The sequence below is a fragment of the Maritalea mediterranea genome (genome assembly GCF_021568695.1).
In the GTDB taxonomy this organism is placed as follows: domain Bacteria; phylum Pseudomonadota; class Alphaproteobacteria; order Rhizobiales; family Devosiaceae; genus Maritalea; species Maritalea mediterranea.
On the sequence record NZ_JAKGTI010000001.1, the window covers coordinates 101,619 to 123,808 of the forward strand.

Below are 22,190 nucleotides of genomic sequence, written 5' to 3' on the forward strand. Positions count from 1 at the left end.
GGTGGGCAGCGTCTTAACCAGCATTAGCGAGGGAAAAGAGTGGACGAGCGCAGCTAGGACCCAGAAATCCTCAGGATTCGCGACCTACACTGCCCTGGCATTTCCACGCGCCGCTACTGGACACTACGTGTTCGTCCCCAGCACCCTGTTTTTTGAGCTGCCGTCATCCGCTGCGCTCATTACCCCCGACACACCGGCCATGGGTGGCCCACGCCTAAGCTTTGCCGGGCATCGCAACCTCCTCTCCCGTCATTACCGGACTTGATCCGGTAATCCATTTAGCGGTGGTGTTGGGCACTGCAGCATTTGTGATATGCCGCTTTAACTATTCTGCTTGGACCCCGGAGCAGGTCCGGGGAGACGGGGGTGACGTTACACAAAGAACTGGAAGGAAAAAAACGGACGAGCAAAGCGATGACCCCGCGCGCGCCCGCGAAGGCTATGTGCTGAAAGCGCCGCTCGGCCGTGAGCGAAAACTATCTCTTAATGCTGGTCAACTCATCCACCAGCTTGTCGGCCCGCGCTTTAACCCGCGGATCGGCGATCTCGCCATTTTCGTCGAAGGCGGTGGCGCCCATGCCAATGCCGAGGGGTGTTGGCGCCATCAGGGCGCTGAGCTTGGACAAGATATCGCGCATATGCGAAAGGGCCATCACGCCGGCGAGAGCGCCGGAGGAGACCGACCCAATGCCGAAAATGGCGTGAGAGAACGCACCCTGACCCTGTCGGGTCAGCCAATCAATAGTGTTTTTTAAGATCGGGGTGATCGAGCCATTATATTCCGGCGTGGCCAGAAAAACTGCGTCCGCTGCGGCGAATTGTTTGGCCAGTTCAAGGGCGCAGCCCGGCTTTTGCTCTTGTTCCAAATCTTCATTAAAGATGGGCATGGGATAATCGTGCAAATCGATATATTCCGCATCCCAGCCTTTTTCCTGCGCCCGGCGCACCATATAGCGCGCCAGTTCCGCATTGTATGATCCCTGCCGGATCGAGCCGGATACCGCCAAAAACTTCGCCATAATGATCTCTCTTGCTCGTTGGCGGCAAACAACCCCATCAGAACGTCCGCGTCAAGCCTTTTAATAAGTTTTTTCTTTTTATTTGCTGTCCGCAAAGCCTTCAAACAGGCTTTTGATCTTGGAAAAGAAGCCGTTCGAGGACGGATTGTTTTCCTTGGTCGACAGATCCGCAAATTCCTGCAGCAGCTCTTTTTGCCGTTTGGTGAGGTTTTGCGGCGTTTCCACATCCATCTGGATATACATGTCGCCAATTTGCGCCGAACGCAGCACAGGCATGCCTTTGCCTTTCAGGCGCACACGCTGGCCCGCCTGGGTGCCCTGGGGCACTTTCACGCGGGCGCGGCTGCCATCTAGCCCCGGCACTTCAAATTCGCCGCCCAGAGCCGCTGTAGTCATGGAGATCGGCACACGGCAGAACAGGTCCGCGCCATCGCGCTGGAACAGGTCGTGCGGGCGAATGGAAATGAAAATATAAAGATCGCCGGATGGGCCACCGCGCATCCCGGCTTCACCCTCGCCGGAAAGGCGAATACGGGTGCCATCTTCAATGCCTTTGGGCACATCAACGCTCAGATTGCGGTTTTCCTGCCGCCGTCCCTGACCAGAACAATCGGTGCAGGGCTGGTCCATCGTTTCGCCCCGGCCATGACATTGCGGGCAGGTGCGTTCAATGGTGAAAAAGCCTTGTGCTGCACGCACCTTGCCGTGGCCCGAACAGGTGCCACAGGTGGAAAAGCCGGTGCCTGGCTTGGCGCCAGACCCGTCACACGTGTCACATTCGGCCATGGTGGGCACGTCGATCTCGACCGTGCGCCCCTCATAGGCTTCTTCCAGATCAATTTCGAGATTGTAGCGCAGGTCGGAACCGCGCAATTGTGAATTACGACCGCGCCGGGCACCGCCGCCCATAAAGTCGCCGAAAATATCTTCAAAAATGTCCGACATGGACGAAGAGAAATCGGCGCCAAATCCGTGGGCGCCACCAGCGCCGCCGCCGCCATTTTGGAAGGCCGCATGGCCAAACCGATCATAGGCCGCGCGCTTTTGCGGGTCTTTCAGCGTGTCGTATGCTTCAGAAACTTCTTTAAATTTGGCTTCCGCTTCGTCATCACCGGGATTGCGGTCCGGGTGAAATTTCATGGCCAGTTTGCGGTAAGCCGACTTGAGGGCCTTGTCATCGACAGATTTGTCGACACCCAAAACCTCGTAAAAGTCACGTTTTTCCATGGCGCTTAAGCTCCAAGATTGATGGCGGGCTCAGCTTTCGGCTGAACCCGCCATTAGGCGTGAAAGAGGTTTTTTAAGAAGACTTTTTGTCGTCTTCGTCGTCTTTGACCTCTTCAAAATCAGCGTCAACAACATCATCAGCATTGTCATCGCCCGCATCATCCTGGTCGCCATTTTCCTCTTCTTGAGAGGCTTGATACATGGCTTCACCCAGTTTCATGGAGCTTTGCGCAAGGGCTGAAGTCTTTTCTTTGATCTCTTCAGCGTCGTCGCCCTCAATCGCGGTCTTCAAGTCAGCCAAGGCGCTTTCAATTGCAGATTTGGTCTCGTCATCCAGCTTGTCGCCATGCTCGGACAGTGAGCTTTCTGTGGAGTGCACCAAAGCTTCGGCCTGGTTTTTCGCTTCCACAGATTCGCGCCGCTTTTTATCGGCGTCCGCGTTGGCTTCAGCGTCCTTGACCATTTTTTCGATCTCATCGTCGGTCAAACCACCAGAGGCCTGAATGCGGATCTGCTGCTCCTTGCCTGTGCCCTTGTCTTTCGCCGACACATTCACAATACCGTTGGCGTCAATATCAAAGGTCACCTCAACTTGCGGCACACCGCGCGGTGCAGGCGGAATGCCCACCAGATCGAACTGGCCGAGCAATTTGTTGTCCGCTGCCATTTCGCGCTCACCCTGAGAAACCCGGATGGTCACCGCAGACTGGTTGTCTTCAGCGGTCGAGAACACCTGGCTTTTCTTGGTCGGGATGGTGGTGTTGCGATCGATCAAACGGGTGAACACGCCGCCCAATGTTTCAATGCCCAAGGACAATGGGGTCACATCGAGCAACAGAACGTCTTTCACATCGCCTTGCAACACACCGGCCTGAATAGCAGCACCCATGGCCACAACTTCGTCAGGGTTCACACCCTTGTGTGGGTCTTTGCCGAAGAACTCTTTTACAGTTTCCTGAATTTTCGGCATACGGGTCATCCCGCCTACCAGAACAACTTCGTCGATCTCGGCGGCAGAAATGCCAGCATCTTTCAGTGCAGCTTTACATGGCTCAATGGTGCGCTTCACCAATTCAGCCACCAATTGCTCGAGCTTGGCACGTGTCAGTTTCAACTGCAGGTGTTTCGGCCCGGATTGGTCAGCTGTGATAAAGGGCAGGTTCACTTCGGTTTGTGTTGAAGACGACAATTCGATCTTGGCTTTCTCAGCGGCTTCTTTCAAGCGCTGCAAGGCCAGCTTATCGCCACGCAAATCAATGCCATTTTCGTTTTTGAACTCGTCGGCCAGATAATCAACCAGACGCATGTCAAAGTCTTCACCACCCAGGAATGTGTCACCATTGGTGGATTTTACTTCAAAAACGCCATCGCCGATCTCAAGGATCGAAATATCGAAAGTACCACCACCAAGGTCATAAACCGCAATGGTGCCCGCTTCTTTTTTATCCAAACCATAAGCAAGCGCCGCTGCTGTTGGCTCGTTGATGATCCGCAAAACTTCCAAACCAGCAATCTTACCGGCATCTTTGGTGGCCTGACGCTGGCTGTCGTTGAAGTAGGCCGGCACAGTGATCACCGCCTGGGTCACATCTTCGCCCAGATAGCTTTCAGCCGTTTCCTTCATTTTTTGCAGGATCATGGCAGAAACTTGTGAGGGTGAATGCTTTTCACCATTGGCTTCCACCCATGCATCGCCATTATCGGCCTTTACAATTTTGTAAGGCACCAGCTTTTTGTCTTTTTCCACCATCGGATCTTCGAACCGACGGCCGATCAAACGCTTGATGGCAAAAAGTGTATTTTCAGGGTTGGTCACCGCCTGGCGTTTCGCCGGCTGGCCAACTAGGCGCTCATCATCAGTGAAAGCCACCATGGATGGGGTGGTGCGGGCGCCTTCCGCATTTTCAACTACTTTTGGCTCGGAACCGTCCATCACAGCAATGCATGAGTTGGTGGTCCCAAGGTCAATCCCAATTACTTTACCCATTATTCAACCTCTTTGTTGGCAGACCCTCGTCTGACCCCGTTTCCAGCAGTCTTACACCGGCAAAATGCCGCTCGGGTCCCTTAAGATCTGGAATGCGACGCTGCACATCCCTTGGTATTGCACGACATATAAGTAGGCCCTGTGCCCGCTTCAAGCGTATCGCCCAGAAATTTTAAAAAAATCTGACCGCGCTTTTCTATCGTTGCAATGACAGGTAAACCTGTCCCCGAATTATCGAACGGGGCTATATAACGACAAACGCATCGAAAAGCGATGGTGGGAGCGCAAAAAATGAAATTTTTTCCAGGCCATCTCTCGTCTGAACAGCAAAAAGAACTGTTGGCTCAACTGGTTGAGGCCATTGACCAGGCACCATTTTTTGTGCCGCGCATGCCCCGCACCGGCAAACCCTTTTCGGTGCGCATGACCAATTTGGGCCCTCTAGGCTGGGTCGCCTCCAAGGATGGCGGCTATCGCTATCAGGAAACGCACCCGGACACCGGGCAAAACTGGCCCCACATGCCGCAAAAACTGTTGGCGATTTGGGATGAGCTAACCGGATGTCCCGCCCCGCCCGAAGCCTGTTTGGTCAATTATTACGCCACCAGCGCCAAAATGGGCCTGCATCAGGATCGCGACGAGGAAACATTTGAGGCGCCCGTTTTGTCGGTTTCCTTAGGCGACCGCGCGCGTTTTCGTCTTGGCGGCCAAACCCGAAAAGCCAAATCGTCTAGCGTGGAGCTCTCATCCGGCGATATCGTTATGCTCGCGGGTGAAACCCGCTTGGCCTACCACGGCATTGATCGGGTGATCCCCAACAGTTCAAACCTGTTGAATGCCTATCCAAAACATTTTCCTGAAGGCGGGCGGCTGAACCTGACATTAAGGCGGGTTACCGCCTTTTAGCAGGGGAGGCGCCTAAATCGCCTCGCGCGCATGGCCTCCCGCATCGTCGGCCCAATATTTTTCCAATTCAGATTCCGGCGCCGGACGACCCAGATAAAAGCCCTGCAACTGATCGCATTTCAGCTTGTTCAGCATGGCCACCTGGCTTTCGGTTTCCACCCCTTCAGCTGTCACCCGCATTTCCAGTGAGTGTCCCAGCGCGATGATGGTGGAAATCACCTGCATGGCCTTGGCGTTGCTGTTTTCGTCACCACCCAGGAACGAGCGGTCGATCTTGATCTTGTCAAACGGGAACTGCCACAAATAACCCAAGCTGGAATAGCCGGTGCCAAAATCATCCATGGCGATAGAGACGCCCATTTTCTTCAAAGCAGTCAGTTGCTTCAAATTACGCTGTGTATTCTGCATCAAAAGGCTTTCGGTGATTTCCAGCTCCAGCAATTTCGCAGGCAGACCCGATTCCGCCAAGGCGTCCTTCACATGCTGCACCAATTTGCCGCTTTCAAACTGCGCGGCCGAAAGATTGATGGCCAAGCGCATGGGGGCAGGCCAATTCAGCGCGGCCATCGTGCCCTTTTTCAAAATCTGGAAGCCCAACTCGTCCATAATGCCCATTTCTTCAGCAACCGGAATAAATCTTTCGGGCGGTACAAATTGACCATCTTGGTCGCGCAGGCGCATCAAGGCTTCAAAGCCACACGCCTTTAAATCTTGTTGGCTATATAGCGGCTGAAAATAGAGCTCGAAGTCGCTATTGTGTACGGCTCGGCGCAACAAAGCCTCCAGGTCCCGTCTCTCAGCGATTTCTTTTTCCATATGCTCGGCAAAGACAGCGGCGCAATTGCGACCTTCGGTTTTGGCAGCATATAGTGCAATATCGGACTTTTTCATCAAATCGGTCACGTCATGCGCCAGGGCGGGATAATAGGCCGCCCCTATGCTCGCCGTGGCGATCATATTATGCCCCTTCACTTCATACGGGTGTGAAAGGCTGCGTTGCAGCTCCATCACAAAGTCATCAGCATTTTTCCGCGCGTCAAAGCGGCAGAAGGCGGCAAATTCATCACCACCAATTCGGGCGATGGAATCGAAACTTTCGCATTCATATTTGAGTTGCGCCGCAAACTGCACCAGCAACTCATCGCCCACATCATGCCCATATCCATCATTGATCTCCTTGAAATAATCCACATCGATCGACAAAAGGGCGATGATCTCTTCATTGTTATCCAATTCGGCACAAGCAGTTTCCAACTTGTCGAGAAAGTTGAGGCGGTTGGCCAACCCGGTCATGGGGTCATGCTGGGCCAGATAATGGGCGCGTCGGTCAGCCAAAGCGGCCTGCTTTCGGCTGCGTAGCTGCAAGAAGGCGGGAATGCCCACAACCAACAAAACGGTGATTGCCAACACGCCAGTGATTTGCCACACTGCAGCCTGATAAAGTTCGAAGCGTTCGGTTTGGTCAATGCGGACCCGGATCGAATAGCGCAATTCTCCATCTTCAATAATTGGGTGGGTCACTTCAGCGAAATGAAGTGGATCGCTATATCCATTGCCAAGGATAAGCTTCACTTTGTGAACGGCGTGGTCACCCATGAGGTTGGGCGCGTCAACCCTTGCCTCGTCCCCGTGCGCGTGAGCACTATGGTCATGACTATCGGCATGGCTCTCATTGCTATGCGAATCCACTGGCATCATGCTGGTGGTGGCAACTGGCACCGGTTTGGGATGGCTATGCGCATGGTGTGCGGCGTCTTGCCCGTCGCTGGGCGGATGAAATGAACCGGTTTTAAACATCAACGTGCCATCGGGGGCAATAAACTCAAAGGAGTAGATGTTGCCAACAGCACTTAATCGACCCAAAATACGATCGGTTAGCGAAAGGCTTGGTGAACCGTCCAACAGCGCTTCAAGGTTGCTGGTCTGGTCGGCCACGCTTTGTGCCCAGCCCATGCCGTCCGTGCGCGCATCGTTCACCAGCAAACGATTCATAATGGATTGTGTAATAAAAATGCTTGCCGCCCCAATGGATAGGGTCAGCAAGCCTGCTACAAAAACAAGATGAATGCCGTTCGATTTCAGCTTCATGGATTGCCCCTTAATATAGAGCAAGTAATGTAAAAGACGACGGCCTCAAATCAGGTTAAGAACAAGCCTTAGGTGGGTGGAAATTAATTTTATCGTTAAACAATATTTAATTCCGGAGTGAAGTTTGATGAATAAGGGAAACTGCCTGTGTGGAGCAGTTGAAATTACACTGAATTATCTGCCCGAAAAAATTGGGGCGTGCCACTGCGCCACTTGCCGCAAGATCAATGGGGGCGGTGTTCAGCTTGGCATTCACGGCGATGCAGATCTTAAGGCGAAGGGCACCGAAAATATCCAGCGCTATACATCTTCAGACTGGGCCGAGCGCGGATTTTGCAAGATTTGTGGCACCACCCTTTTTTACCATCTGACGGTGGGGTCAATGGACTATATTTATTCAGCCGGGCTGTTTCCGGAGCAGACTTTTATCATCACCGAGGAAATTTTTGTGGAGTCCAAGCCCGCCCATATCGGTTTTTTGAGCGATACCAGCCGTAAGAAAACCGCCCAGCAGGTTGGGTGACGAAGTTAATTGAAAACGGCGCTTCAGACTTGCCCCCAAAGCGCCGTCAACACATCTAATAACTAAAGATAAGGCTTAGACCGACTTATCTACATTGTCGCCTTGCTCCGCAGCAGCTGGCGCGGCTTTCGGGCCACCTTTGGCCACGCCCACCATCGCTGGGCGCAACACGCGCTCGCCGATCACATAGCCAGCTTGCACCACTTCGGTCACCGTGCCTTCCACAGCATCCGGGTTTGGCACTTCAAACATGGCCTGGTGGAAATGCGGGTCGAACTTTTCGCCCTTGGGTTCAATTTTCTTGATCCCGTTTTTCTCCAGCAAGCGGATCATTTCCCGTTCGGTCATTTCTACCCCTTCAATCAGGGATTTGAACGTGCCTTCCGCCTCATCGCGTGCTTCTTGCGGCATGGTCATCAGGGCGCGGGACAGATTGTCCGTTGCCGTCAGCATGTCGCGGGCGAAATTGGCAATGGCATATTGCCGCGCGTCCTTCACGTCACGTTCAGACCGTTTGCGCAGATTTTCCATCTCCGCTACGGCCCGCAACAAACGATCTTTCAGCTTGGCATTTTCGCTTTCCAATGCTGAAAGCGGATCCGCGGCTTCAGGCGCATCATTTTCCTGTGGCGCTTCTTTTTCCGCGCCTTGGGCCTCTGCCGTATCCTGAACTTCGGTTTCGTCTTGCTTTTTGTCGTCGTCGCTCATCATTTGGCTTCTAACTCTATTCATTGAAATTCGCTGTTGCCCCGCATATCGACCATTGAACGGACAATTTCAAGCTTTCTCTTGGCATCAGCCACGCTTGTGGATCAATTTTGACACCACATGGGCGGTATAATCCACGGCCGGCACAATGCGGGCATAATTCAACCGCGTCGGGCCGATCACCCCCACAACGCCGACCACCTTGTCATTATGGTCAGTAAAAGGCGACAAAATGACCGAGGAGCCGGACAGGGAGAACAATTTATTCTCCGAGCCGATAAAAATCCGCACCCCATCGGCGTCGCGCGTGTCGGACAACAGGTCAATAATCGCCTTTTTGCTTTCCAGCTCGTCAAACAATTGTCGCACCCGGTCCAATTCTTCATTGGCCATGGTGTCATTGATCAGATTGGCCCGCCCGCGCACAATCAGGGTCGGGCTGTCGTCATTATTGTCTTTTGAAAGCGTTGCCAGGCCCGCTTCCACTAGCGCGTTGGTCAAATCGTCCAGCTCATGCTGCTGTCGGGCCTGCGCCTGCTCCATTTTGTGCAGCGCTTCTTTCAGCGTATGGCCCACCACAAAGCTCGACAAATAGTTGGAGGCCTGGCTCAGTTCGCTCATGGTCAACCCCGGTGGTATCGGGAACACGCGGTTTTCCACATGCCCGTCTTCCCCCACCAACACCGCCATGGCGAGATTTTTTTCCAGCTGCACAAATTCAATGTGCTTCAAAACAATGTCGGCTTTCGGGGCCATCACCAGCCCGGCGCCATGGGAAAGGCCAGAAAGCACCTGGCTGGCCTGGGTCAACACATCCTCGACCTTTTCATGTTGCGCCACATCCTGAAAATTGCGGGCAATGGCGCGGCGCTCTTCTTCATTCACCGCCCCCACTTCCAGCATCGCATCCACGAAAAATCTGAGGCCCGATTGGGTGGGCGCGCGCCCGGCCGAGGTATGCGGTGCGGCGATCAGCCCCAAATCTTCCAGATCCGCCATCACATTGCGCACCGTGGCGGGCGACAGCGAAATATCCAGGGCCCGCGACAACTGGCGCGACCCCACCGGCTCGCCGGTTTCCAGATAGCGTTCAACCAGCCGCCGGAAAATATCCTGCGAGCGCGCATTTAGCACCGATAGAAAATCCTGGTTGTTGGTCATGAGTGTTCACATATGTTGTTTGGATATGGTTTACTATTTAAGTGCTGTTGCCGCCAACGCCAAGCCCCAAATCAGCCCGTCAAATTGGCCTTTGCGCCGACGCCTATCCACAGGCCGGTGGAATTGCATAAAATTGAGCTAAAATTATGGATAATTATAGCTGAACTCTTGGAAATTTTCATATTTTTACGATTTAGCCCGGGCGTAGGCAGGCACGGGCTTTAACCATCCCTTTACCTTAAGCCGCGAAGCCGCTAAGAGGCTGGGTCAAACGTGAAAAAAGCAAGGACAGATTATGCGACCCTCCAAACGCGCGCCGGACGAAATGCGCCATGTCAAAATTGAACGCAATGTTTCAAATCATGCCGAAGGGTCGTGCATGATCAGCTTCGGCAACACCAAAGTACTGTGCACCGCCAGCGTCGAAACCAATCTGCCACCCTGGCGTCGCGGTCAGGGTTTGGGGTGGGTCACTGGCGAATATGGCATGCTGCCCCGCTCCACCGGTCAGCGCATGCGCCGCGAAGCCACTGCTGGTAAACAATCCGGCCGCACCCAGGAAATACAGCGTCTGATCGGCCGCTCCCTGCGCGCCGTGGTTGATATGCAGGCCTTGGGCGAGAACCAGATCACCGTCGATTGCGATGTGATCGAAGCCGATGGCGGCACCCGCACCGCGGCCATCACCGGCGCTTTCGTGGCCATGAGCGATGCGGTGGCCTGGATGAAAGAGCGCGAACTGGTGGGTGAAAATGTGATCCGCGACCACCTCGCCGCCATATCTTGTGGGGTCTATCAAGGCACACCAGTGCTTGACCTTGATTATGATGAAGATAGCGCGGCAGAAACCGACGCCAACTTTGTGATGACCGGCGGGGGCAAATTTGTTGAAATTCAGGGCACGGCAGAAGAAGCGCCGTTCAGTGCCGATGAATTACAAAGCCTGATCGTGCTGGCGCAAAAAGGTGTTGGCGAGCTGGTTGACCTGCAAAAACGCGCCTTAAATGGGGAAACCATCTAAATGACACTCACATTGGAACGCGGGCAAAAGCTGGTGGTGGCCAGCCACAATGAAGGCAAGGTGCGCGAATTGCGCACGCTTTTGTCACCCTTCGGGTTGGAGCTGGTCTCTGCCGCTGAGCTGGAGTTGCCCGAGCCGGAAGAAACCGGCAGCACCTATCAGGAAAATGCGGAACTCAAAGCGCTCGCGGCGGCAAAAGCCGCCAATCTCTGGGCCTTGGCCGATGATTCCGGCCTTAGCGTGGACGCGCTGGATGGCGCGCCCGGCATTTATTCCGCCCGCTGGGGCGGCCCTGAACGCGATTTCAACAATGCGATGGTGAAAGTGCACACCGAACTGATGCAGAAGGGCGCCATGGGCCCCGGCCAACGCACCGCTGATTTTGTCGCGGTCCTATGTTTGGCCACGCCTGAAGGCGAAAGCGCGTGCTTTGAAGGCCGGGTCTCCGGCACGTTGGTGTGGCCCCCCCGTGGCGACAAGGGCTTTGGCTATGACCCCATGTTTCTGCCTGAAGGGCACAACCGCACCTTTGGCGAAATGACCGAAGATGAGAAGCACGCCTGGGCGCCAGACAAGATTGGCTTGTCTCACCGGTCGCGGGCCTTCTCCAAATTTGTAAAGGCCTGCTGCATTGGCTGATTTCGCCACCGATCCCGAACTCTTCGGCGTTTACGTCCACTGGCCCTTTTGCGCCGCCAAATGCCCCTATTGCGACTTCAATTCGCATGTGCATCGCGGCCCGTTTGACGAGGCAGCCTATGTGGACCGCTACATTAAGGAGATTGAGCATCAGGCCCAATTGGTGCCGGACCAGGTGGTCAGCTCAATCTTTTTTGGCGGCGGCACGCCATCCTTGATGGACCCCAGAAGTGTTGAACGGATCATTTCAGCGATCAATCAGAATTGGCGGTTGACCAACCATGTGGAGATTACGCTGGAGGCCAACCCCACCAGCGTTGAACAAGACAAGTTCCAGAACTACCGCCTGGCGGGCGTTAACCGGGTGTCTCTTGGCGTGCAGTCTTTGCGCGCAGAACCACTCGCCGCGCTGGGGCGCCTGCACTCCGTCGATGAAGCCAAAAAGGCGCTGGATCTGGCCCGATCCACCTTTGACCGCTTCTCCTATGATCTCATTTATGCTCGCCCGCACCAGACCCTGAAAGACTGGGAAGAAGAGCTGTTGGAAGCGCTGTCCATCGCCGACCGCCACATCTCGCTGTACCAGCTCACCATTGAAGAAGGCACCCGTTATTTTGACCTGTTCAATGCGGGGAAGTTGCAGATGCCAGATAGCGATTTGGGCGCGCATTTTTATGAGCTGACGCAGGAAATTTGCGAAGATCATGGCCTGCCCGCCTATGAGATTTCCAACCATGCCCAGCCTGGCGAAGAAAGCCGCCATAATCTGATCTATTGGCACTATGGCCAATATGCCGGTATCGGACCGGGCGCCCATGGCCGCTTGGTGGTCGCCGACAAACGCGTCGCCACCTCCACCGAGCGCATGCCCTTTAAATGGGCCGAACGGGTGGATGAAAAGGGCGCGGGCTTTGTGGAGTATGAGGCGCTTTCCCGCACCGAACAGGGCGACGAATATTTGCTGATGGGCCTGCGGCTCAAAACCGGCATCGACCCGAACCGTTTTGAGCAACTTGCCGGCCAACCGCTCAAATCAGAGCAGATCGAGCATTTAATGGGCATCGGCTTTATCGAATATCTCGACAATGGCAATCTGCGCGTGACCGACAAGGGCTTCCCGGTGCTTGATGCCGTCGTGGCGGATTTGGCGGCTTAGGGGATTTTTTACGCGCCGCCACCGCTCGCTTCGCTCCCGTCATTTTTACGCGCCGGCGTCGCTCACTGCGCTCGCTACCCCGGCACCCCGGCTCTTCTTACGCGCCGCCACCGGTCGCTGCGCTCCCGTCCCCGGCACCCCCGCCTATCGGTGCCCAGCTTTAATATTATGCAGGGCACCGCAACACCTTCTCACGTCATTACCGGACTTGATCCGGTAATCCATGAAGCGGCGGTGATGGGGCGAACACACGCATGGTGTACACCTTCATCCAGCTGCCAGGACCCCGGATCAAGCCTGGGTGACGGCGGTGGGTGCGGAAGTGCTGCGGTAAGTTACTCTTCAATTCATAAACTTAGACAGGTGACTAACTATCTTGACAGGCGTCTTTAAATCTGAATTGTTAGAACAATGTCTAACTATTCGCTTGACTTGAACATTATTTTCGCAGCTTTAAGTGATGAAACGCGCCGCGCCATGATTGCGCGGTTGTCGCGGGGGGCAGCAAGCGTAAGCGAGCTGGCGGCACCGCATGATATGGCGCTGCCTTCTATTATGAACCATCTGGATAGGTTGGAAAAAGCCGGCTTGATCGAGACCAGCAAGAAGGGGCGGGTGCGATTTTGTCGCCTGTCGCCCAAAGGGATAGCCCCGGCACAACATTGGCTCGCCCAACAACAGCAGCTTTGGGAAAGCCGTTTGGACCAATTTGATGACTATATTGAACAACTCGCAAAGGATAAATCGAGTGAAACTTGACCCTAAAACTGACTTGAGCTTTACGCGAAGCTTGAAAGCACCACGGCCTCTTTTATGGGAATGCTGGACCACGCCTGAGCATGTGATGCAGTTCTTTGTGCCTAAACCGCACAAGGTGACGCGTTGTGAAATTGATCTGCGCGTGGGCGGCAAGTTCAATACGAGCTTTGAGTTCGATGGTCAGGAAATGGACAATCAAGGCGTCTATCTGGAAATCCAAAACCAACAGAAACTGGTGTTCACTGATGCCTATAGCGAGGGTTGGAAACCCGCGCCGGACCCTTTTATGACGGCGATCATTCTGTTTGAAGATGCGCCAGCTGGAGGCACCACCTATACCGCGATCGCCCGGCACCGCAGCACTGAAGCGCGGAAAACTCACGAAGATATGGGATTTTTCGACGGGTGGGGCACAGTGGTTGACCAACTGGAAACCTATGCGCTTTCGCTTTAGCGGCGATCAAACCGAGAATCGAATTCGCCCCGGGAAAGGCCTCGGGGCGTTGGTTTTTCCCTTTTTAAACGTCTGAGCCTGTTGTCAGTTCCCTCGTCGATCCCCGTTGGCTTTACTCTTTTTGGTGAGTGCATCAGACTAATTCACCATTGCGGTGCAAAGTTTTTGCACCTTTATTTCAAACGGCTTATAGTGACAAGAAGGGCTTGAACCGTGCCGCGAACAGTGCGGCACGTGCAGGGGAAATGCGCAATAATGTTTATGTTTGATCTGAAGGGCAGGGAGACGGCGCCACCGCATAGGCCGACGCCAAAATGGTATCATAGCCTTTTTTCTGCGGTGCCAGGCATCAATGCGCGGTCGAATTTGCCCTTAAGTGACCTCGACCAAAAATCCACCTTTGCCATGCCAATGACGTTGGCGCGGATCGGCTCGCTGGAAGTGCGCGTGGCGATGAGTGCCAGTGAAGTGCGCAAGGCGCAAGAGCTGCGCTATAAAGTCTTTTACGAAGAAATGTCGGCCAAGCCGGACGCGCGTACCCGCCGCACCAAACGTGATGCAGACGAATATGATCCTTTGTGCGATCATATCATCGTGCTGGACCATGACAGTGCCGAAGGCATGACAGGACGACCAAAAATTGTCGGCACCTATCGCGCCTTGCGCTCGGATGTGGCACTGGCAGCAAACGGTTTCTACTCTGCGGCTGAATTTGATCTGAAACCCATGCTGGCCACCCATTGGCAGCAGGGCTTTTGTGAAGTGGGCCGTTCCTGCGTGTTGCCCGATTATCGCGACAAACGCACAATGGAGGCACTGTGGGTGGGGCTTTGGGCCTATGCGGTGCTCCACAATATTGATGTTTATTTCGGCGTCGCCAGCTTTGAAGGCACCGAGCCGAAAGAACACCGCGAAGCGCTGAGCTATTTACATCATCATTGTCAGGCCCCTGCCGCGTGGCGCGTGGCACCGCAGCCGGAGATGGCCGGGCATGTGGACCATTTGCCCGCTGACGCCATCAATGAGCGCATGGCGATGAAAAAGCTGCCGCCACTCATAAAAGGCTATTTGCGCATAGGTGCCTATATTGGTGAGGGCATTTTTGTCGACAAGCAATTCGGCACCACCGATGTGATGATCATCACGCTTTTGGATCAAATGCCAGAACGTTATAAGCAACATTTCCGCACCCTGACCGGATTGGACCGGAAAAACTAAGGGATAGCGCGTGTTGGCTGTTGGCAAGTCCAGTTTTATTGGCTTAGTGTTTCCCCTCATTCGCCTTAAAATTATGATTTGAAGTTCATGACAGATAACGGCCATTCAAACGCCAAGCCTGACGATCTGCGCGCCGACGACGAAAAGCCCGCCGCCCTTGCCCATGATATTGAGCAGGAAGAATATGGCGCGGGTGAGCCGCCCAAAAAGCCGAAAAAGTCTAAAAAACCGGCCAGCGGCGGCAGCCAGCCAACGCCAATGATGGCGCAATATCTGGAAATCAAAGCGGTCAATCCCGATTGTTTGCTGTTTTACCGCATGGGCGACTTCTATGAGCTGTTCTTTGACGATGCGGAAATCGCCGCACAGGCCTTGGGGATTGCCCTCACCAAACGTGGGAAACATCTGGATGAGGATATCCCCATGTGCGGCGTGCCGGTGCATGCGGCGCAGGATTATTTGAAAAAGCTGATCGCCCAAGGCTTCCGCGTGGCCGTGTGCGAGCAGATGGAAGACCCGGCGGAAGCGAAAAAGCGGGGCTCCAAAGCGGTCGTGAAACGCGATGTGGTGCGCCTGGTGACGCCAGGCACCATCACTGAAGACGATCTGCTGCCCACGGGCAACAATAATTATGTCGCCACCCTCGCCATGTTGCGGCATGGGGAAAAAGACTTTGCCATCTGCTATGCCGATATTTCCACCGGTGATCTGTTTTACTCCGAAATTGCTGCCGATGTGATCAGCGATGAATTGGCGCGGATCGAGCCGCGCGAACTGGTGCTGACCGCCGCCACGCGCGAGGCGTTGGTGGAGGCGGGCGGGGTGCCCGCCAGTGCTGATATTCAATTGGCGGAAGAACGGACCGAACTGTTTGATTCAGATTTGGCGGGCGACCGGATCGCCAAATATTTTGCAGCCGACCAGCTGGACCCCTCCGCCTATTCGCGGCTAGTGCGCGCCGCCATTGGGGCCCTGATCGGCTATATTGATGAAACCCAGCGCGGCGCGCAGGTGCCGCTGCGGCTGCCGCGGGTGGGCGGCGCCAATGCCATGATGATCGATGCGGCGACTCGCAGTTCGCTGGAATTGCTGCGCACCAATCGCGGCGAAACCAAAGGCGCGCTACGCCATTGCCTCGACAATTGTGTCACCGCCGGCGGTTCGCGATTGCTCTCGGCCCGCATTGCCGCGCCGCTGGCCGATCCACAGGCGATCAATGACCGGTTGGATATGCTGGATGATTTCGCCCGCAACAGCCTGCTGATCACCGACATTCGCGGCCGCTTGAAAGCGGCGCCCGATCTGGTGCGGGCTCTGACCCGGCTATCTTTGGATCGTGGTGGCCCGCGCGATATGGCCGCCATCGGCGCCAGCGCGATTGCGGCCGGGCATTTGCTGGCCCCCTTAAGCCAAATCCAAAACCCCAGCATTGGCGTGCAGAAAATTGTCGCGGCGCTGGAAGCCTCGCCGCAGGATCTGGCGGACCATCTCGCACGGGCGCTGAAGGAAGAATTGCCACTTTTGCCCCGCGATGGCGGCTTTGTGGCCAAGGGCTATAGCCCGGAGCTGGATGAATATCGCACGCTGGCGACCGAAAGCCGGCAAATTATAGCCGCGTTGCAAGCCAATTATGCCGAACTGTCCGGGATCAAATCCATCAAGGTGAAGCACAATAATGTGCTGGGCTATTTTGTGGAAGTGCCCGCCTCCCATGGCGATAAAATGATGGGCGCGCCGCTCAACGAGACCTTTATCCATCGCCAGACCCTGGCCAATGTGGTGCGCTTCACCACCCATGAACTGTCTGAATTGCAAGGCAAAATCACCCGCGCAAGCGAAGCGGCGGTGGCGATTGAACAAGGCATTTTCACCCTATTGCGGCAAGAGATCTTGGCCGAGACCAAAGCGCTGCAGCACGTGGCTGATGCCTTGGCCGAGCTCGACTTTGTGACCGCCATGGCGCTGTTGGGGCTGGAGCGCAATTATAGCCGCCCGAAAATTGACAACAGCACCGCCTTCGAGATCGAAGCAGGCCGCCACCCGGTTGTGGAAATGATGCTGCAAAAAGAAGGCACCACCAATTTTGTCGCCAATGATTGTGATCTGTCCGGCCCCGAAGCGGCGGGCGAGGTGGGGGCACTCTGGTTGATCACCGGGCCGAATATGGGCGGTAAATCCACCTATTTGCGGCAAAATGCGCTGATCGCCATCATGGCGCAAATGGGCATTTATGTGCCCGCCCGTTCCGCCCATATTGGCGTGGTGGACCGCATCTTCTCCCGCGTCGGTGCGGCAGACGACATTGCCCATGGCCGTTCGACCTTTATGGTCGAAATGGTGGAAACTGCCGCCATTCTAAATCGCGCAACAGCCCGTTCACTGGTGGTGTTGGACGAGATTGGCCGCGGTACGGCCACATTTGATGGCCTATCTATTGCCTGGGCTGCTGTGGAAGCGCTGCACGGAAACACCAAATGCCGGGCCCTGTTTGCCACCCACTATCACGAACTGACCGCCCTTTCCGAGCGGTTGGACCGGGTGAGCAACCACACCATGAAGGTGCGGGAATGGGAAGGCGATGTGGTATTTTTGCACGAAGTGGCCAAAGGCACAGCCGATCGATCTTATGGCATTCAGGTGGCCAAATTGGCAGGCCTGCCAGACCATGTCGTCACCCGGGCGCAAGAAGTTTTGGATATTTTGGAAAAACGCGAGGCGGGCAGCATGGAAGAAGGCATGAGCCAATTGCCACTTTTTGCCGCACGGCCGCAGCCAAAGGTCGAAAAACGGCAAGATTTGCTTGCAGAACGCATGAAAAGCATAAATCCTGATGAAATGACGCCACGCCAAGCGATTGATTTGATGTACGAACTCAAAAAACTATCGAGGGACAATGCCTGAACGCACTCGGCCGCCTAAAGCTTTCAAGCTGCAAAAAGCAGACGATTTGATCGGGCATGTTCTCGACCAGCTGGGTGACCTGTCTCCATCAAGCAATCAGGCACGTAACATTGTGTTGGCCACAGCCAAAAAAGCGCTTAGCGAGGCCCGGAGTCGGGCCGAACAGGATTTGCTCGAAGATGGCAAAGGCAAGCGCTGCGCCAAAAATCTGTGCGCCGCCCAGGATGAAATCATCAAAATGGCGTTCAAATTCGCCTCCGGCTATGTGTTTCCGGTGAACAATCGGTCCGATGCGGAAACCCTGACCATTGCCGCTGTAGGCGGCTATGGCCGTGGCACACTGGCCCCCGGGTCCGACATCGATTTGCTGTTTATTCTGCCCTATAAGCAAACGCCCTGGGGCGAGAGCGTGACCGAATATGTGCTCTATTTGCTGTGGGACCTGGGGCAAAAGGTTGGCCATGCCGTGCGCTCCATTGATGAATGTATCCGCATGGCGAAAGCCGACATGACCGTGCGCACCGCCACACTGGAAAGCCGCCAGATTATTGGCGATCTGGCGCTTTATGACGAGCTGCAGCAACGTTTTGCCGACGAGATTGTCGCCAATAGCGGTGCCGAATTTATTGCCGCCAAAATGGCCGAGCGCGATGAGCGACACGAAAAAATCGGCAATACCCGCTTTGTGGTTGAGCCCAACATCAAAGATGGCAAGGGCGGCCTGCGCGATTTGAACACTTTGTTCTGGATCGCGAAATATTTTTATCGCGTGCGCACCAGTGCCGAACTGGTGAAAAAGGGCGTCTTTTCCCGCTCAGAGTTTCGCCGCTTCCAACGGTCCGAGGATTTTTTATGGGCCATTCGCTGCCATTTGCATTTTCTCACCGGCCGGTCTGAGGAAAAGCTTTCTTTTGAGCTACAACAGGATTTGGCCCAGCGCCTGCATGTGAGCGGCCGCGCCGGGCTGCGCCCGGTGGAGCGCTTGATGAAGCGCTATTTCTCCGTGGCGAAAGATGTGGGCGATTTGACCCGGATTTTTTGCACCTCGCTGGAATTTAACCACGCCAAGGATGTGGACGTGCTCGGGCGCATGCGCAAAAGCCTGTCGGGTCGCCGCAAAATCAAGGGCGAAAAAGACTTTGTGGTGGAGCGCGGGCGCATCAATATTGTCAATGATCAGGTGTTTGAAAAAGACCCAGTCAATCTGATCAAAATTTTTTGGGTGGCTGGTCGCGAAGGACTTTTATTTCACCCCGATGCGTTGAAAGCCCTGACCCGCTCGCGCCAATTGATCGATAGACAATTGCGGCAGGATCAACAGGCAAATGCGTATTTTTTGAAGATCCTGACCCACGCACCTTCGGTGGAGCGGATTTTGCGCCGCATGAATGAGGCGGACATTTTGGGTAAATTCATCCCGGAATTCGGCCGCATTGTCGCGTTGATGCAATTCAATATGTATCACCATTATACAGTGGACGAGCATCTGATCCGCGCTGTGGGCGTATTGGCGGAAATTGTCGAGGGGGGGCTGAAAGATGAGCTGCCCCTAACCCATGAATTGCTGCCGCACCTCGCCGATCTGAAATTGCTGTTCGTCGCGCTATTCCTGCACGATATTGCCAAGGGGCGGCCCGAAGACCATTCCACCGCCGGGGCTCGCGTGGCGCGCAAGTTGTGCCCACGCTTTGGCCTGACCCCCGCAGAAACCGACACAGTGGCCTGGCTGATCCAGAATCACCTGGTGATGAGCGAAATTTCGCAATCTCGCGATGTGCAGGACCCTCAAACGGCGGCGAATTTTGCCGATATTGTGCAAAGCCCGGCACGGTTGTCTTTGTTGCTGGTGCTCACCGCCTGCGATATTCGAGCGGTGGGGCCGGGCGTCTGGACCGGCTGGAAAGGCTCGCTTCTGCGCGCGCTTTATTATGCCACCGAACCACTGCTCTCAGGCGGCCATTCCCAGATTAGCCAGGCGGAACGGATCGATGCGGCGAAGGAGCGGTTGAGCCAGGCCTTGCGCGATTGGCCCGCCAACCAGCGCGACGATTATATCGATAGCCATTATTCCACCTATTGGGTGCGGTCCGAGTTCCAGTTGCAAATGGAACATGCCAAAATGATCCGCAAAGCCAATCAGCTGGGGCAAAGCTTTGCCGGGTGCGTGACGGTGAAGGTCTTTGAGGCGATCACCGAACTCTCCCTTTATACGCCAGATCATCCGCGGCTCTTGTCGCTTATTGCAGGGGCGTGCACTTTGGCCAATGCCGATATTATGGGCGCGCAAATTTCCATGATGCGCGACGGCCACGCGTTGGATACGTTGCGGCTTAAACGCAGCTTCACGGCCGATGAAGATGAGCGCATTCGCGCCCTTAAAATCATTGAGACAGTGCAAAAACTGCTCTCGGGTGAAAAATATCTGCCCAAAGATCTGGGGCGCGATTCCAAGCTCAATAAGCGGCTAAAGCCATTCACCGTGCCGACGGACATATACATTTCCAATAGCCTGTCCACGAAATTCACAGTGATTGAAATTTCGGGACTGGACCGCACGGGCCTGTTGCACGATCTGACCCGTGAAATTGCGGATCTGAGCCTGACCATTCAGTCGGCCCATATTGGCACTTACGGCGAAAAGGCGATTGACGTTTTTTACGTCACCGACCTGACCGGCATGAAAATCACCGACAAGACGCGGCAGAAAAAGATCAAGGAAAGTCTTTTGGAAGTGTTTGCCGGGTTTGAACGCGAGAAAAAGAAGCAGCGGGCCAAACGCCACAAAAAACTGCGGGCAGGCGAATCGCTAAAGGGCCTTGCCTGATGAGCCTGGTGCGCAATTTCGCCTCTGTCGGCGGCGCGACCCTTTTGTCGCGGGTGCTCGGCTTTGTGCGCGATATTTTGATGGCAGCTATTTTGGGCGCGGGGCCCGTGGCCGATGCCTTTGTCGCTGCCTTCCGCTTGCCTAATATGTTCCGCCGCATTCTGGCCGAAGGGGCGTTCAATACCGCCTTTATTCCGCTCTTCGCCAAGGCGCTGGAAACCAGAGGTGAAGAGGCGGCCAAAGACTTTGCCAAAAACATTATCTCCTCGCTGATCGCCCTGCTGCTGGTGCTGACCGTGCTGGCGGAAATTTTTATGCCGCAATTGATTATGATTTTGGCCCCCGGCTTTCAGGAGAATCCGGACAAATTCGACTTAACCGTACTTTTTGCCCGCATCTGCTTTCCATATCTCGCCTGCATGTCCTTGATGGCCGCCTATGCCGGTATTTTGAATTCCTTGCGCAAATTTTTAATGGCGGCGCTTGCCCCCGTTTTGCTCAATGTGGTGCTGATCGGCTTTTTGGCCACCCTGGCCTTCACCCGTCCCGAGATTGCACAGTCAGGCTTTTGGCTCTCCATCGGGGTGTTGATCGGCGGGGTGGCGCAGGTGGTGATGGTGGTGTTTGCGCTGGTGCGCACTGGCTTTCTGCCGCCCCTCTCCTTGCCGAAGCTGGATAAGGATTTGCGCCGTTTTTGGACCTTGGCCGTGCCAGCCCTTTTTACCGGTGGCGTCACCCAGATCAACATCGTTGTGGGCACCAATATTGCCTCAAATGAAGCAAGTGCCGTCTCCTATCTTTATTATGCCGACCGGCTCTATCAGTTGCCGCTCGGCATTATCGGCATTGCCATTGGCGTGGTGCTGCTGCCTGAACTGTCGCGGCGGCTCAAATCTGGCGATCTTGATGGTGCCGCGCGGGTGCAGGACCAATCCATGCTGTTCGCCATGATGCTCACGGTGCCAGCCGCAGTGGCGCTGTTTGTAATTGCCGAGCCCGTCATCAAAACCTTGTTCGAATATGGGGCGTTCTCCGCATTTGCCGCCGAACAAAGCGCCATGGCCCTATCGGTCTTTGCCTTGGGTCTCCCCAGCTTTGTATTGGCGAAAATATTGCAGCCCGCTTATTTCGCGCGGGAAAATACAGCCAGCCCCGCCATGTTTGCGGTGGTGACCGTTGCGGTTAATGTCGGATTTTCGCTGGCGCTGTTCCCCATGTTCAAACATGTGGGCATTGCCGCCGCCACCACCATTGCCGGCTGGACCAATGTGGCGCTATTGACCGGTGGTCTGATGCGCAAGAAGCAATTTGAGTTGACCGCCGCAACCCGTAAGGGATTGGTCTTTCTCAGTTTAGGCGCTGCGGTAATGGGGTGGGGCTTGTTTGGTGGCCAATGGCTGCTGGCCCCCTATTTTGAAGCGGATCAGTTTGTGGCGATACGTTTCGTCGCGCTGTTGGGGCTGATAGCGGCTGGCGCCATCGTCTATTTTGGACTGGTGCAGCTGTTTGGCGTTTTTGACTTGCGCCGCTGGCGGCAATTGGCGACCCAGCCAACCAAAGGCTAATCGACGCCACCCGATTTCTCGCCTTTCGCCACTT

The 22,190-nt window shown here is 55.0% G+C and carries 17 protein-coding genes; 11 read left to right on the plus strand and 6 right to left on the minus strand.

What is annotated here, in order from left to right; all coding sequences use genetic code 11:
* Positions 1-476 precede the first annotated feature (476 nt).
* The 3 genes from L1I42_RS00560 to dnaK all read right to left on the minus strand — a co-directional run bounded on the left by L1I42_RS00560 (position 477) and on the right by dnaK (position 4,233).
* Positions 477-1,019, minus strand: a complete 543-nt coding sequence (locus L1I42_RS00560; RefSeq protein ID WP_236112501.1) for an NADPH-dependent FMN reductase — start codon at positions 1,017-1,019, stop codon at positions 477-479.
* A 78-nt stretch (positions 1,020-1,097) separates the two neighbouring features.
* The gene (gene dnaJ / locus L1I42_RS00565; protein ID WP_236112502.1) at positions 1,098-2,246 is read right to left on the minus strand and encodes a molecular chaperone DnaJ; all 1,149 of its coding nucleotides are present in this window, start codon (positions 2,244-2,246) and stop codon (positions 1,098-1,100) included.
* 73 nt (positions 2,247-2,319) lie between these two features.
* Positions 2,320-4,233 carry a molecular chaperone DnaK gene (gene dnaK / locus L1I42_RS00570; RefSeq protein ID WP_236112503.1) on the minus strand — a complete coding sequence of 638 codons (1,914 nt, stop codon included), beginning with the start codon at positions 4,231-4,233 and terminating at the stop codon, positions 2,320-2,322.
* 291 nt (positions 4,234-4,524) lie between these two features.
* Here dnaK and L1I42_RS00575 point away from each other — a divergent pair, with 291 nt between their 5' ends.
* Positions 4,525-5,139 carry an alpha-ketoglutarate-dependent dioxygenase AlkB gene (locus tag L1I42_RS00575; protein WP_236112504.1) on the plus strand — a complete coding sequence of 205 codons (615 nt, stop codon included), beginning with the start codon at positions 4,525-4,527 and terminating at the stop codon, positions 5,137-5,139.
* A 12-nt stretch (positions 5,140-5,151) separates the two neighbouring features.
* On the opposite strand, the gene L1I42_RS00580 is transcribed toward L1I42_RS00575, so the two are convergent.
* Positions 5,152-7,227 carry a putative bifunctional diguanylate cyclase/phosphodiesterase gene (locus L1I42_RS00580; RefSeq protein ID WP_236112505.1) on the minus strand — a complete coding sequence of 692 codons (2,076 nt, stop codon included), beginning with the start codon at positions 7,225-7,227 and terminating at the stop codon, positions 5,152-5,154.
* A 127-nt stretch (positions 7,228-7,354) separates the two neighbouring features.
* Between L1I42_RS00580 and L1I42_RS00585 the strand changes: the two genes are divergently transcribed.
* The gene (locus tag L1I42_RS00585; RefSeq protein ID WP_236112506.1) at positions 7,355-7,750 is read left to right on the plus strand and encodes a GFA family protein; all 396 of its coding nucleotides are present in this window, start codon (positions 7,355-7,357) and stop codon (positions 7,748-7,750) included.
* 75 nt (positions 7,751-7,825) lie between these two features.
* Here the strand turns inward: L1I42_RS00585 and grpE are convergent, their stop codons facing one another.
* A complete protein-coding gene (gene grpE / locus L1I42_RS00590; RefSeq protein WP_236112507.1) occupies positions 7,826-8,458 on the minus strand; it encodes a nucleotide exchange factor GrpE in 633 nt (210 codons plus the stop codon).
* A gap of 87 nt (positions 8,459-8,545) precedes the next feature.
* The gene (gene hrcA, locus L1I42_RS00595) at positions 8,546-9,619 is read right to left on the minus strand and encodes a heat-inducible transcriptional repressor HrcA (RefSeq protein WP_236112508.1); all 1,074 of its coding nucleotides are present in this window, start codon (positions 9,617-9,619) and stop codon (positions 8,546-8,548) included.
* A 295-nt stretch (positions 9,620-9,914) separates the two neighbouring features.
* On the opposite strand from hrcA, the gene rph reads away from it, so the two are divergent.
* The 9 genes from rph (at position 9,915) to murJ (ending at position 22,156) form a co-directional block, all read left to right on the plus strand.
* Complete coding sequence (rph, locus tag L1I42_RS00600; protein WP_236112509.1) at positions 9,915-10,640, plus strand: ribonuclease PH; 726 nt, start codon at positions 9,915-9,917, stop codon at positions 10,638-10,640.
* Positions 10,641-11,279 (plus strand): RdgB/HAM1 family non-canonical purine NTP pyrophosphatase, encoded by a 639-nt coding sequence (gene rdgB / locus L1I42_RS00605; RefSeq protein WP_236112510.1) that lies wholly within the window; start codon positions 10,641-10,643, stop codon positions 11,277-11,279. It abuts the gene before it with no gap.
* On the plus strand, positions 11,272-12,435 hold the full coding sequence (hemW, locus tag L1I42_RS00610; RefSeq protein WP_236112511.1) for a radical SAM family heme chaperone HemW: 1,164 nt from the start codon (positions 11,272-11,274) through the stop codon (positions 12,433-12,435). Before rdgB ends, hemW begins: the two co-directional genes overlap by 8 nt.
* Before the next feature lie 411 nt (positions 12,436-12,846).
* A complete protein-coding gene (locus tag L1I42_RS00615) occupies positions 12,847-13,194 on the plus strand; it encodes an ArsR/SmtB family transcription factor (protein ID WP_236112512.1) in 348 nt (115 codons plus the stop codon).
* Positions 13,184-13,648 (plus strand): SRPBCC family protein, encoded by a 465-nt coding sequence (locus tag L1I42_RS00620; RefSeq protein WP_236112513.1) that lies wholly within the window; start codon positions 13,184-13,186, stop codon positions 13,646-13,648. Before L1I42_RS00615 ends, L1I42_RS00620 begins: the two co-directional genes overlap by 11 nt.
* A 255-nt stretch (positions 13,649-13,903) precedes the next feature.
* On the plus strand, positions 13,904-14,866 hold the full coding sequence (olsB, locus tag L1I42_RS00625; protein WP_236112514.1) for a l-ornithine N(alpha)-acyltransferase: 963 nt from the start codon (positions 13,904-13,906) through the stop codon (positions 14,864-14,866).
* A 261-nt stretch (positions 14,867-15,127) separates the two neighbouring features.
* Positions 15,128-17,767 (plus strand): DNA mismatch repair protein MutS, encoded by a 2,640-nt coding sequence (gene mutS / locus L1I42_RS00630; RefSeq protein ID WP_439651480.1) that lies wholly within the window; start codon positions 15,128-15,130, stop codon positions 17,765-17,767.
* On the plus strand, positions 17,760-20,591 hold the full coding sequence (locus L1I42_RS00635; protein WP_236112516.1) for a [protein-PII] uridylyltransferase: 2,832 nt from the start codon (positions 17,760-17,762) through the stop codon (positions 20,589-20,591). Before mutS ends, L1I42_RS00635 begins: the two co-directional genes overlap by 8 nt.
* Complete coding sequence (gene murJ / locus L1I42_RS00640) at positions 20,591-22,156, plus strand: murein biosynthesis integral membrane protein MurJ (protein WP_236112517.1); 1,566 nt, start codon at positions 20,591-20,593, stop codon at positions 22,154-22,156. Before L1I42_RS00635 ends, murJ begins: the two co-directional genes overlap by 1 nt.
* The last annotated feature ends 34 nt before the right edge of the window (positions 22,157-22,190 follow it).

Excerpts from the sequence above, each read along its gene's own strand:
- L1I42_RS00560 (WP_236112501.1), bottom strand. The coding sequence starts at position 1,019 with ATGGCGAAGTTTTTGGCGGTATCCGGCTCGATCCGGCAGGGATCATAC.
- dnaJ (WP_236112502.1), bottom strand. The coding sequence starts at position 2,246 with ATGGAAAAACGTGACTTTTACGAGGTTTTGGGTGTCGACAAATCTGTC.
- dnaK (WP_236112503.1), bottom strand. The coding sequence starts at position 4,233 with ATGGGTAAAGTAATTGGGATTGACCTTGGGACCACCAACTCATGCATT.
- L1I42_RS00575 (WP_236112504.1), top strand. The coding sequence starts at position 4,525 with ATGAAATTTTTTCCAGGCCATCTCTCGTCTGAACAGCAAAAAGAACTG.
- L1I42_RS00580 (WP_236112505.1), bottom strand. The coding sequence starts at position 7,227 with ATGAAGCTGAAATCGAACGGCATTCATCTTGTTTTTGTAGCAGGCTTG.
- L1I42_RS00585 (WP_236112506.1), top strand. The coding sequence starts at position 7,355 with ATGAATAAGGGAAACTGCCTGTGTGGAGCAGTTGAAATTACACTGAAT.
- grpE (WP_236112507.1), bottom strand. The coding sequence starts at position 8,458 with ATGAGCGACGACGACAAAAAGCAAGACGAAACCGAAGTTCAGGATACG.
- hrcA (WP_236112508.1), bottom strand. The coding sequence starts at position 9,619 with ATGACCAACAACCAGGATTTTCTATCGGTGCTAAATGCGCGCTCGCAG.
- rph (WP_236112509.1), top strand. The coding sequence starts at position 9,915 with ATGCGACCCTCCAAACGCGCGCCGGACGAAATGCGCCATGTCAAAATT.
- rdgB (WP_236112510.1), top strand. The coding sequence starts at position 10,641 with ATGACACTCACATTGGAACGCGGGCAAAAGCTGGTGGTGGCCAGCCAC.
- L1I42_RS00615 (WP_236112512.1), top strand. The coding sequence starts at position 12,847 with ATGTCTAACTATTCGCTTGACTTGAACATTATTTTCGCAGCTTTAAGT.
- olsB (WP_236112514.1), top strand. The coding sequence starts at position 13,904 with ATGTTTATGTTTGATCTGAAGGGCAGGGAGACGGCGCCACCGCATAGG.
- mutS (WP_439651480.1), top strand. The coding sequence starts at position 15,128 with ATGGCGCAATATCTGGAAATCAAAGCGGTCAATCCCGATTGTTTGCTG.
- L1I42_RS00635 (WP_236112516.1), top strand. The coding sequence starts at position 17,760 with ATGCCTGAACGCACTCGGCCGCCTAAAGCTTTCAAGCTGCAAAAAGCA.
- murJ (WP_236112517.1), top strand. The coding sequence starts at position 20,591 with ATGAGCCTGGTGCGCAATTTCGCCTCTGTCGGCGGCGCGACCCTTTTG.